Origin of the sequence: Desulfosporosinus sp. Sb-LF, assembly GCF_004766055.1 — a bacterium.
Taxonomy (GTDB): Bacteria; Bacillota; Desulfitobacteriia; order Desulfitobacteriales; family Desulfitobacteriaceae; genus Desulfosporosinus.
Genome location: NZ_SPQR01000004.1, coordinates 271,786 through 283,596, shown reverse-complemented (window position 1 = coordinate 283,596; position 11,811 = coordinate 271,786). Strand labels below are relative to the sequence as shown.

The window sequence follows — 11,811 nt, the reverse complement described above, 5'->3', positions numbered from 1 at the left end:
GCTGGCTGGAATTCACAAAATTTAGGTCTCTGGAGGGTGTATTCGTGAAAATTTATCGTGTTAACATGTCAAATCTCTCGTTTGTGGCTGAGGAAGTACCTGAGGAGTGGAAGCTGCTAGGGGGCCGAGGGTTGACTTCCGTCATTGTAGCCAAAGAGGTAGAGCCGGCCTGTCACCCTCTGGGCAATAAAAACAAATTAGTCTTTGCACCAGGGTTGTTTGCGGGTACTATGGCCGCTAATTCAGGACGATTATCTGCAGGTGCAAAGAGTCCTTTGACAGGTGGAATCAAAGAGTGCAACTCCGGTGGAACGGCGGCTCAAAGATTAGCGAAGCTTGGGGTAAAAGCTTTAATCATTGAAGAGATTCCAGAAGGAGATCAATGGTATAGTCTCCACGTTCATAAAGACGGGGTAAAAATCAAAGAAGAGACTGAACTTTTGGGCAAAGGCAATTATGAAGTAATCCATACCCTAACCGCTAGATATGGAGAAAATACGGGAGTCTTGACCATTGGGCAAGCTGGAGAGCATAAAATGCTTGCTGCGAATATTTCAGTTAAAGATCCTAAAGGGCATATTCGTAGCTTAGGGCGTGGCGGACTTGGCGCTGTGATGAGTTCTAAACGGATAAAGTACATAACGCTAGATGATAACGACGGGGAAGGAATTCAGATACTTGACAAGGGGAAATTCAAACACTCTGCGCAACTTTTCAATAAGGGATTGCTCAGTCATCCTGTCAGCGGTAATGCCCTACCAAAATATGGAACGAATGTCTTAGTTAACATTCTTAACGAGGCTGGTGGACTGCCAACCAAGAACTTCAGGATGGGTCAATTCGATGGAGCCGAGAAGATCTGTGGCGAAACCATGTATGACACGATTATGAGCAGAGAGGGAGATCCCACTCATGGATGTCATGTCGGTTGTGTCATTCGTTGCTCCCAGACTTACAATGACAAAGATAAAAAATACCTCACCTCTGGTTTTGAATATGAGACAATTTGGGGATTTGGGGCGGGCTGTACCGTCGATGATCTGGATATTATTGCTAATATCGATCAGATTTGTGATGACATCGGCATTGATACCATTGAAACTGCGGGAACCATGATGGTAGCTATGGAAGCTGGGATCCTTCCCTGGGGTGATGGTAAGGGTATTTTAAAATTATTTAAAGAAGAAATTAAAGAAGGCACCCCACTTGGCCGCATTCTGGGCAATGGAGCTGATTTCACCGGAAAAGCGTTTGGAGTGACTCGAATTCCTACGGTGAAACGTCAAAGCATGCCGGCTTATGACCCACGATCTGTAAAGGGTATTGGTGTAACCTATGCTACTACGACGATGGGGGCCGATCATACAGCAGGGTACTCAGTGACTTCGAATATTTTGAATGTAGGTGGTCACACTGACCCATTAGCTAAAGATGGGCAGATTGAACTGTCGCGAAATTTGCAAATCGCGACTGCGGCCATTGATAGTGCGGGCCTCTGCGTTTTCACTGCCTTTGCTATTCTGGACTCTGAACCGGTGTCTCATGCCGTAATCGAGATGATTAACGCCCAGTATGGAACTAGTTGGTCCGTGGACGACTGGTTTAATATGGGGCGCTTTGTGCTTAAAACGGAGAGGGCTTTCAATGAAGCTGCTGGATTTACCAATAAGGATGATCGCTTACCAGAATTCTTCAGCGAACCAGTGCCTCCACATAATGCTACATGGGATTTTTCCGGTGAAGAGCTCGATCAGGTTTTTAATTTTTAGGTGTCTCGTTAAATCATAACTAAACGCCATCATGCAAAAATGAGTTTGATAAGGGGGCTAAACGTTGGAAGTTAATGTAAAACTCTTTGGAGATTTTCGAGAAGGACGATTTGAAGAAAAAGCGACTCAGCTAGAAGAAAACAGCCGTGTGATTGATATCATCAATAAGCACAATCTCCCCGAAGAAAGAGTCGCCATATGTATGGTTAACAATCGTCAGGCGGAATTTGAACAGGTTCTACAAGACCAAGATACAGTTGCCTTTTCCCCGCCGGTCGGCGGCATGTAAAGGAGAAAGTCTTATTGTAGTACTTAATGAAAATATATAATTCACTTACTAGAGGAGGCTCGCACTTAGCGAGCCTCCTCTAGTATTCGTACTGCACTCCCTGAACGCCTAAATGTGAGGAAATTTCTCGAATTAGAATAATATTACCGCAGCGATAAATACAATCAGCGCTAGTATTAAGCTACGCACGACAACGAATGAAAGGAAAGGGAATACTGTTGACATAAAGTTTCACCACCTTAGCTTAGATTTGGCTTGTTCTAATCTATGCTATGCTAATGTTTGAGCAATGGTGAAAGGATGTCCGATTCCAGGTAGGCTAAGCTTTTTGCCGCTGTCTAATCAGGTAGGGAGTTCCTTTCTTAGAAAGCTTCGATAAGGAAAGAACCACCCCAGACACCACTAAGGTCAATCCAATCCAATGATAGAGTGCCAAGGATTCGTTGAGTATAATAACACTCAGGGTAACGCTAAATACATGTTGCATATTATTAAGTATCGAAACTTTGGAACTTCCTATCTTGTTAATACCGTAAAGATTAAGAAAAAAGGCCACCCCAGCTGCTAGGAAACCCATATACATAATAATTAACCAATCTGACATGGAAACGTTCCATCCGGATGATCTAAGTTGCCAAGCTCCCACTGGAATCAACATGATCGATGCGGAAATCAGGGCATAAACACTTGTGACGAGGGAAGAGAATTTTTTCATAATGTTTTGCCCCATTAGATTGAACAATCCTATACATAGAACGTTGAGGAATAGAAATAACTCGCCACGTCCTAATTTGAACGTCAGTAAGTGTAGGAGTGAGCCTTGGGTAAATACGATCACTAGACCTAAAAAGGAAGTAATCATGCCTAATACTTGAAATCTAGAAGGTTTCAGCTTATAAAGAAGAAACAATAAAGTATTCGTGACAGCTGGAAGTGTTGCGAAAATAACAGAGGCATTTGTCCCGGTTGTGTGCTGCAAACCTAGTAGTAATGAAACGTAGGGGACCGTAATTCCTAAGAGACTCACTACGATGAGTTGTAGAAATTCTGATTTATTAGGTTTAGGAGCGGTTTTCATCTGGGGCCAGGCTAATGGTAGAAGGATAATAAGAGCTAATACCGCTCGAATGGCAGACAAAGTAAACGGTGGAACATGCCCAGCAATTAGTCGACCAGCGATGACGTTTCCACCATAAATCAGTGAGGAAAGGAGTGTGAGTAAATAAGCCTTGACTCGGTTGCTTTGAGGATGTACAATCTGTGATTGTTGCATTGTGTGCTCCTTATATCTAAGTAATTAATATATTTTAACCCTTTATGGGCAATTAGAAAAGGGGATCTCTGAATAGAATCGATAGGGCTTTTCATTTAGCTGTTGCGAAATGCAAACTATCGAATATAAAAATCCCTGAACCCTTAATAAAGAAAGGCCCGAGGGATTTTTCAAAGGAAGCTTTAATGAATTCGTGGCGCTTACCATAAAAGGTGCTGGTTCGGGTTTTCCAACACTTGTTGTACTGCAGTGATAATGTAGACGATAAAAAGGAAGACACCTAATGATGCCATTGGCGCAAAATAAGGAAAAGGTTGAATGCCTAAGGTTGTACCATGGGCCCAAAGATATTCGAATGACATGTTGACCACCCCTATCATCGTTTTGCATTAGGGTATACTTCGTTTTACGTCACTTAATACTTCCTCACGCGTTGCTTGATTCAGTTCTTGAATTTTGCTCACTAAGAAAAGACCCATCGATAGTAACATGACCATAATCGGGAGTGGAAAAGGACTGTAAATGTCAACAGAGCGAATTAGACCAACAATTGTTTCATTGGGTTCTAAGGACTGCTTAAGAGTCACTTCCAGATGTCTAAAATCAATTAAGAGTATTCCTAAGGTGGTATGGTTGTCATAGATTGGGAAAAAGACAGACATGCGTGGGGTTATATTAAAAGGATCAAGTAATTGGCGAGCTCTTTGGGTATTTTTTAGGGTTTTCAAAGTTTCAATAGACTGTTGGAAATCCTCCGTTACATCAGATAACTTATTTAAGGTTTCTTTAATGTCGCCTAAAATTTCTTCCGATTGCATTTGCGCTGCTTTCACAAGTCGATTCGCACCATCCGTGATAATTAGTCCAATGCTTGCAAACATTATGAACAACATTACGGGAAAGGGCACATGCAAATCTATGATCTTAAACAGTAAAAAAATGGTTTCATTCGGTTCAATTTGCTGTCGCCAATAAATCGCTATTTTGCGGAGCCCCAGCAAACTAATTCCAATGGCGTTATGAGGTGGGATGATAAGCCAAACCAGAATCGACTCCGGACACAAGTAGAAGGGATTAAGACTTTGGGAATACAATTTGCGTACATGCTGGAGAATGAGCGGATAGTATTTTTCGTAAATAAGCCTTTGTTGTTCCGGTGAAGGACAGCGTGAAAGGAGAGGGGGCAAATATTGATTGAGGGCCTTCAGCAACTTATTGCTAGTTTCAATGCGCCGCATCAGCAACCCCCCCCTAAAATTCCTCAATAATGTTTTTCGCAGCTTTTTCAATCGGAGATTCAACGTACCCAACGGATTGCGTTATTAGCCAATTGAAAAAGAGAGAAACGATGATAGCGAGAACGGTGGGCACAGGTAACCAGACTCCCCAAAACTTAGTGTTAGGGTTAGAGTTGTTAGCTTTTTCCTTTGTAAAACGTGGGGTATTATTCTTTCCGTATGACATACTATCACTTAATTTCTTCATAGTTTTTGAAAATGACTCCACCTAAAAACATAGCAACAACGGCAGAGAATATCAGCCATATAACCCAGTAGCTTTGGATAAGCCACAAAGCACTATCTTCACAAGCAATCATAGTAACTCTCCTTTGGATATATCCTTTATTTACCATAGTATTCGTTGGGAACCTATATAGTTCTAAAGGTCATTTCGTCTCAAGTTCGAGCCAAGAGGGGAGTATCATCTTTCCTTCTATTACGAATATTCCGTACAAGAGTTCACCTTATTTAAAATGCCTATTTCATAGATATGAAAGTTCGTCGATTTTCGGGATAGTGGGTAGGAAATCAGACTAGCACCTAGAACTATATAGTAATGTGAAAGAACATGGCGAACAACAAAAAGATTTCCTGTTCCAAAGGAGAAAATTCTCTAGGCTCAGATCAGGGGTGAAAACCCAACCTATAGTCGTAACTCTTGAAAATACCGTATATGTTATAACATTATTTAGGAGGAAAAAATGGGAAAACAATCCAAATTCTTACTAGCTGATTTAGCTTTGATTCTCGCTGCCGTGATATGGGGCTTAAATTTTACTTTCACGAAGTTTTCTATAAGTTTGATGCCGCCCATGGAATTTACGGGGTTGAGATATATTATTTCAGCGGCAATTCTTGGGGTATTTTTCTTCAAGATCTTAAAAACTACAACCCGCTCTGAATTAAGAGCGGGTTGTGTTATTGGAATTTTCCTTTTTATCGGATCACTTGCTCAGATAGTCGGTTTACTTTATACGACCCCAGGAAAGTCAGGCTTTATATCCACATTTTATATCGTGATTGTTCCCTTCTTAGTTTCATTCTTACATAAGAAGTTTGTTGGATGGATGCCCATTGGCGGCGCAATTTTAGCCTTTATTGGTTTATGCTTGATTTCGATTTCGATGGATGACATTTCTATGATAAATAAGGGTGATTTACTTTCACTTGTTTGTGCGTTTTTTTATGCCTTACAAATTCTTGCGGTAGAGCATTATGCCCCAAGGTATAATGTTTATAATCTAACCATTATCCAGATTGCTTTTACCGGAATTCTAAGTATGGGATATTCCGTAGTCTTTGAATCGATGACCTTCCAGGTGCCCGGTTTTGTTTGGGGTGCGTTGATCTACACAATTATCCTAGGAACGTGCATCGCCTATCTCATACAAAACATTGCCCAAAAATACACGTCTTCTTCTAAAGCTGCGTTGCTTTATGGGTTAGAAGCTCCATTGGCGCTACTATTTTCTATCTTGATATGGGGTGAAACAATCACAGCAAGAGGGCTTTTAGGTTGCACACTGATCTTTGTTGCGATTATTTTCGTGGTTATGGGTCCGACAATCATGTCCGTTATAGCAAACACTCATCAAAAGCTTTTGAATACAATAAGCCACAGTAAGTAACAATGATAAGGGATTTAAAACCTTCCTTTGTGCGTATAAAACTATCTTCCTTTGAACTCCGGTTTTCTTTTTTCGAGAAAAGCGGTAACCCCTTCACGTAAATCGTCCGTACCGCAGCAAAACGTTGATTGCGCTTGTTCGAAAAGCAATGCTGCTCCAACACTGCTTTCATTGGCCATATTAATCCCTTTTTTAGCAAAACGGATACCTACTGGAGGTAAACTAGCCATTTTTTGGGCTAGTTTCATTGCACGCTCGTTAAGTTCTTCTGGCTTAACCAAAATTTCGATCAACCCAATTCTCAAGGCCTCCTGAGCATCGATCTCTTCACATCCCATAATGAGACGCTTAGCTTGGCCAATACCAACAAGATGGGTTAAGCGGGTAGTACCTCCCATATCAGGAGCTAAACCAAAACGAACCTCGGGAAGTGAAAATCTAGCATTATCAGCAGCGATTCTGAAGTCGCAGCCCAGAATTAGTTCTGTAGCGGAACCATAGCAAAGACCTTGTATCGCAGCAATGACCGGTATATTCAGTTCCTGCCAGTATGAGTATAGCTTTTGCAACCAAACTAAATTATTCATGATAAATTGAGAACTGACACCCTTCAAAAACTTGAGGTCAATTCCAGCCGAGAAGTTATCTCCGTTAGCATTGATGACGATTCCCCCTAGGTCACGATCGACATTAATCTCCTTCTGGATTTCCTCTAATTCATAAAGGAAATCGGTGCCTACCAGATTGAATTCTTTAGCATTATCCAGAGTTATAATACCAACCTTGCCATCCCTATTAAATGCCAAATGTTTTCCGTAGCTCATTCTATAACCCCCATTTTTCCATATTCACGCTGCTTGTCGATTCTCTAGAATAATACCATAAATTAAATTCAAACGATGTCGAAATATTACCAAAACTGAACGATGATTCAAATAATATAAAGAGTGGTCTAATAAATAGTCAGAGACGTTGGAACATAGGCTTCTATTGTAAGAAACCACTGATGGCATAGCTTTAAAGAGGGATTAAGGATAGTCTTATAGAATTATTTGTATACTAGAATTGCTCTGAATTAAAAAGCAAAAGGGGTCAGGTATGAAACAAGGGGGGAAGGTAAATACATGAAATTTAAGGAGTTTGTTTATAAAAGACCAGATATGTTGGAAATGCAATCAAGTTTTGCAGCTTTGATCAAGAAATTCTCACAATCATCAAGCATGGATGTGCAGAACGCGGCGATGGTTGAGATCAACTTTTTACGTGGAGAGTTTGAGTCGATGTCCCAAATTGCCTCAATTAGACATACGGTGGATACAACTGACAAGTATTACGAGCAAGAGCAAGCATATTTTGATGAGACTACGCCGATCTATCAAGGACTGATCTCACAGTTCTACCAGGCTTTAGTGGATTCGCAGTTTCGTAGCAAATTAGAGGAGAAATGGGGCAAGCAGCTTTTCACAATCGCCGAATTGACCATAAAGACTTTTAAACCAGAGATTATCGAAGATCTACAGTTGGAAAATAAACTCGCGACTGAGTACACCAAGCTTATCGCCTCAGCTAAGATCATGTTTGAGGGGGAGGAGCGAAATCTTCCAGGCTTGGGACCTTTCCAGCAGTCCACGGATCGAGGGATGCGGAAAAAAGCAAATGAGGCGAAATATACATTCTTCTCCGAACAGGAAGAGGCCCTTGACAAGATCTTTGATGAACTCGTTAGCGTACGGACGCGGATTGCCAAAAGATTGGGTTTCCAAAACTACGTCGAACTTGGTTATGCGCGGATGTTACGTTCGGATTATCAGCCGGATGAGGTGGCAAATTTCCGTGAGCAAGTGGCAGAGCATATTGTCCCTGTCGCGACGAAATTGCGCAATCGGCAACGACGTCGGCTTGGGTTGGATAGGCTGATGTATTATGACGAAAAATTCAGCTTCCTTACAGGGAATGCGAAACCCCAGGGAGATCCAGACTGGATTCTTAAGCATGGGCAGCGCATGTACAGAGAACTCTCTCCGGAGACAGACGAATTTTTCAGTTTCATGACAGAACGCGAGCTTATGGATTTGGTGAGCAAAAAGGGGAAGGCTGGCGGTGGGTATTGTACGTTTATCAGTCAGTACCAGGCCCCATTTATCTTTTCTAATTTTAATGGGACATCGGGCGATGTCGATGTGTTAACTCATGAAGCCGGACATGCTTTTCAAGTGTACAGCAGCCGGAAGTATGCCTTACCTGAATACCAATGGCCAACCTATGAATCGTGCGAAATTCACTCGATGAGCATGGAATTTTTGGCCTGGCCGTGGATGGATCTGTTCTTTGAAGAGGCGTCCGATAAATATCGTTTCACTCATTTGAGCGAAGCGCTTTTATTTATTCCCTATGGTGTAACAGTCGATGAGTTTCAACATTTCGTATATTCTCATCCAGAAGCAACCCCACAAGAACGAAAAGATGCTTGGCGGGAAATTGAAAAGAAATATCTACCTCATCGTCAGTACGGTGACAACGAATACTTAGAACGGGGGAGTTACTGGCATCAGCAAGGGCATATTTTTAGTGCTCCGTTTTATTATATCGATTACACCTTGGCCCAGATTTGTGCCTTTCAATTTTGGAAGAGGTCCCAGGAGGGAAGAGTGGGCGCATGGCAGGACTACTTGCAGCTTTGTCAAGCAGGTGGGAGCAAATCCTTCCTCGAATTGGTGGAATTGGCTCACTTAATGTCCCCTTTTGACAAGGAATGTGTTTTGTCAGTGATCGCTGTGATTGAGCAATGGCTGGACGAGGTTGATGACACAAAGTTTTAAGTAAGTTTTCTGAGTTGGTGTGTATCTCAAAAAAGGGTTAAACACTCACGAAGTGACGATCCCTTGTCGCAGTTGGAATTTCCGCCTAAGATAAGGGATATTGAAAATGGGGTTGTAACAAACTTTAAACTAAGTTTTGTTACAACCCCATTCGTATTTCTTATTAGTGTAAACTTTACATTTCTTTTAGTAAAATTTGATCTCGTTCAAGTCTAGGGCGGGGTCCTGGAGATTGGTCAGGGTACCCAACAGGGATTAAAGCTACAACATTGTAGTTGTCGTCCAGTCCGAGGGCTTGCTTCGCTTTCTCTTGGTCAAACATCATGACCCAACAGGTTCCGAGACCTAAGTCGACTGCACGCAAGGTTATGTGGTCAATGGCAATGGCCGCATTTAATCGCAGATAGCCTTCTGCTGTTGCCTGATCCATGGGTTTTCGTTTTGCATAGAGCTTTGGGTCCATGTTATCGAGGGGGGTATCCGTGAAGGCTCCTGCTTCTTTGAGCTCCCGTGCCCGAGTTTCCATACTGCCAAAAGATTCAGTATCAACAATGCAGGCTATAACTACAGGGGCTTGTGTGACAAATGGCAAAGACGTTGCACTGCTCAATTGTGTTCTGGCTGCGTCGCTTTTAATGACAATAAAACGAGTGGGTTGAAGATTGCTCCCAGATGGAGCGAGTCGTGCCGCTTCTATAAGTTGAGTAATATACTCTTCAGGGACGGGCTTGGATAAGAATTTTCGAATACTTCGTCTGGACTGAATAGCTTCTAGTAATTCCATCAATAGACATCTCCTAACTTAAGATTTCATAAATATTCGTTACAGCGATGCCTTTAGGATTTGAAGGACATCGTGGGCGTTAATAGGCCGGAATTCGCCTAGCGGCCCGTGCTTGGTGGCAGCGTTAGCCATAAGTTCAAGTTTTTCTTCGCTTATATTTACCGCACTCAGGGTGGTCGGTAAACCTAAAGATACAAAAAAGGCTTTAGTCTTTTCAATCGCTTGACGTGCGATCTCATAGGCTTCCAACTCTGGGTTTAAGCCCCAAACATTGACTCCATAGTCTTTAAAGACATCGACAGTACTGTCATCTAGGACATATTCCATCCAATGTGGGGTTATGATCGCTAGCCCGACGCCATGGGTAATATCATAGTAGGCGCTCAGTTCATGTTCTATGGGGTGAGCACTCCACTTTCGTTCTTTACCGTAACTTAAGAGTCCATTGATGGCGAGGCTGGAGGCCCACATTAAGTTGGCTCGAGCTTCATAATTCTCCGGTTCCACCATTGCTATAGGACCATATTTAATACAGGTTTTTAAGATTGCTTCAGACATCCGGCTTTGTAAATAGGCACTCCTTATTCCACTAAAAAAGGATTCGAGAGCATGGCTCATAATATCGGCTGTGCCTGCTGCGGTTTGGCTTTTGGGGACACTAAACGTATATGTAGGGTCTAGGATAGAAAATTTCGGGGCCATTGTCGGATGTCCCGTCCCAATTTTCTGATTGATTTCGGGATTGCTGATGACTGCAATAGGATCCATTTCGGAACCCGTTGCTGCGAGAGTCAAAATGGTTCCGAGCGGTAAGGCCTTTTCGAACTTCGCTGTACCTATCATTAAATCCCAGGGATCCTTTGGATAGAAGAATCCCGCAGCGATCAATTTGGCACAATCAATGGTACTTCCTCCGCCAATAGCTAATACGAAATTGATCTGATTTTCACGGCATAGGGCAATTCCTTTTCTGACGCTCTCAATCCGCGGATTGGGGTCGATGCCAGGAAGCTCCCAATAGGGAAGGTTGTTTTCTTTTAAAAGCGTTACTACTTTATTGTATAGTCCAATTTTCTTGATGCTTCCTCCACCATAAACCAAGAGAATTCGGGTACCATATTGGTTGATTTGCCCGATTAATGACTGGATTTGTTCTTTACCAAAGAAGATTTTGGTTGGAATTGAATAATTAAAGTTTAACAAGATCTATCTCCTTTTTTAAGAAGTGACGTGCTCCCAGAAACAACTTCTTAGGACTGCTATTACTCGGTTATAGCGAGCAATAATATTGTATCGGATAGTGTCTCAAAGGTAAAGAGTGCTGGAGAGGGGGGGAATTAAGGCTTGGCACTCTTCAATTCAGGTGTTAGATAAATATCGACAGCATGTCCTGCTTCTCTATGACAATCTAAACAAGATTGGCTCTTTTTAATTGTTTCGTAATGATTTATTTGAGGTGTGTTCTTTAGTCGAACTGCATTAGGAAAGGTCTTATTGTCACCTAAATGACATTCAATACAGTTCAGATCAGAAAGAACTGCTCGGGTAGGAATGGTATAGTCACCACTAAAATGTTGAAACACATAATTTAACCCTCTAGCCTTTGCGTGGAATTTACCCAATTCGCCCCTAGGTTTGTGGCATTCTAAGCACGTTACACTTTTGTGGGGAGATGTCTGCCATGATACGGCATATTTTTGTATTTCATGACAATTAGCACAAAACATGGGCCCAGACGTTGCAACATAGCCGATTTGAAACAAAACGTATAGACCTACAAGCAGTATAAGGCAACCTAATATCCATTTTTTCCACACTATTAAAACCCCCTTGTGATGTTAAAAATAGTGTGTACATTTGAGGAGCTTTTATCACGCTATCCAGAAATTCTTTATAATTACAGTATGAATGCTCCAAAATGAAAAAAAGGCATTTTATCGACTGACTGACGATGGGTTTTATTACGCCC

The 11,811-nt window shown here is 41.9% G+C and carries 13 protein-coding genes; 4 read left to right on the top strand and 9 right to left on the bottom strand.

The window, feature by feature from the left end:
• Positions 1-44 precede the first annotated feature (44 nt).
• Both E4K68_RS07765 and E4K68_RS07760 read left to right on the top strand, forming a co-directional pair.
• Positions 45-1,769 carry an aldehyde ferredoxin oxidoreductase C-terminal domain-containing protein gene (locus tag E4K68_RS07765; RefSeq protein ID WP_135378365.1) on the top strand — a complete coding sequence of 575 codons (1,725 nt, stop codon included), beginning with the start codon at positions 45-47 and terminating at the stop codon, positions 1,767-1,769.
• A 64-nt stretch (positions 1,770-1,833) separates the two neighbouring features.
• Positions 1,834-2,058, top strand: coding sequence for a MoaD/ThiS family protein (locus tag E4K68_RS07760; RefSeq protein ID WP_135378364.1), 225 nt, complete (start codon positions 1,834-1,836; stop codon positions 2,056-2,058).
• Positions 2,059-2,377: 319 nt separating this feature from the next.
• Here E4K68_RS07760 and E4K68_RS07755 read toward each other — a convergent pair whose 3' ends face one another.
• From E4K68_RS07755 to E4K68_RS21395, 5 genes are all read right to left on the bottom strand, one after another.
• Positions 2,378-3,331: a DMT family transporter gene (locus E4K68_RS07755; RefSeq protein WP_135378363.1), complete on the bottom strand. Its 954-nt coding sequence runs from the start codon at positions 3,329-3,331 to the stop codon at positions 2,378-2,380.
• Positions 3,332-3,531: 200 nt separating this feature from the next.
• Positions 3,532-3,693, bottom strand: coding sequence for a hypothetical protein (locus tag E4K68_RS20610; RefSeq protein ID WP_199241715.1), 162 nt, complete (start codon positions 3,691-3,693; stop codon positions 3,532-3,534).
• A gap of 27 nt (positions 3,694-3,720) precedes the next feature.
• A complete protein-coding gene (locus E4K68_RS07750) occupies positions 3,721-4,569 on the bottom strand; it encodes a hypothetical protein (protein WP_135378362.1) in 849 nt (282 codons plus the stop codon).
• A 13-nt stretch (positions 4,570-4,582) separates the two neighbouring features.
• Positions 4,583-4,816, bottom strand: coding sequence for a hypothetical protein (locus tag E4K68_RS07745; protein WP_243450300.1), 234 nt, complete (start codon positions 4,814-4,816; stop codon positions 4,583-4,585).
• Positions 4,800-4,928: a hypothetical protein gene (locus tag E4K68_RS21395; protein WP_282432968.1), complete on the bottom strand. Its 129-nt coding sequence runs from the start codon at positions 4,926-4,928 to the stop codon at positions 4,800-4,802. Before E4K68_RS21395 ends, E4K68_RS07745 begins: the two co-directional genes overlap by 17 nt.
• Before the next feature lie 384 nt (positions 4,929-5,312).
• Between E4K68_RS21395 and E4K68_RS07740 the strand changes: the two genes are divergently transcribed.
• Positions 5,313-6,239 carry a DMT family transporter gene (locus E4K68_RS07740; RefSeq protein WP_135378361.1) on the top strand — a complete coding sequence of 309 codons (927 nt, stop codon included), beginning with the start codon at positions 5,313-5,315 and terminating at the stop codon, positions 6,237-6,239.
• Positions 6,240-6,280: 41 nt separating this feature from the next.
• On the opposite strand, the gene E4K68_RS07735 is transcribed toward E4K68_RS07740, so the two are convergent.
• Positions 6,281-7,063 carry an enoyl-CoA hydratase/isomerase family protein gene (locus E4K68_RS07735; protein ID WP_135378360.1) on the bottom strand — a complete coding sequence of 261 codons (783 nt, stop codon included), beginning with the start codon at positions 7,061-7,063 and terminating at the stop codon, positions 6,281-6,283.
• Between the two features lie 300 nt (positions 7,064-7,363).
• On the opposite strand from E4K68_RS07735, the gene E4K68_RS07730 reads away from it, so the two are divergent.
• A complete protein-coding gene (locus tag E4K68_RS07730) occupies positions 7,364-9,058 on the top strand; it encodes a M3 family oligoendopeptidase (protein ID WP_135378359.1) in 1,695 nt (564 codons plus the stop codon).
• Between the two features lie 175 nt (positions 9,059-9,233).
• Here the strand turns inward: E4K68_RS07730 and E4K68_RS07725 are convergent, their stop codons facing one another.
• From E4K68_RS07725 to E4K68_RS07715, 3 genes are all read right to left on the bottom strand, one after another.
• Positions 9,234-9,842 (bottom strand): nitroreductase family protein, encoded by a 609-nt coding sequence (locus E4K68_RS07725; protein ID WP_135378358.1) that lies wholly within the window; start codon positions 9,840-9,842, stop codon positions 9,234-9,236.
• Between the two features lie 39 nt (positions 9,843-9,881).
• Positions 9,882-11,045: an iron-containing alcohol dehydrogenase gene (locus E4K68_RS07720; RefSeq protein WP_135378357.1), complete on the bottom strand. Its 1,164-nt coding sequence runs from the start codon at positions 11,043-11,045 to the stop codon at positions 9,882-9,884.
• A 134-nt stretch (positions 11,046-11,179) separates the two neighbouring features.
• Complete coding sequence (locus tag E4K68_RS07715; RefSeq protein WP_135378356.1) at positions 11,180-11,659, bottom strand: NapC/NirT family cytochrome c; 480 nt, start codon at positions 11,657-11,659, stop codon at positions 11,180-11,182.
• Positions 11,660-11,811 lie beyond the last annotated feature (152 nt).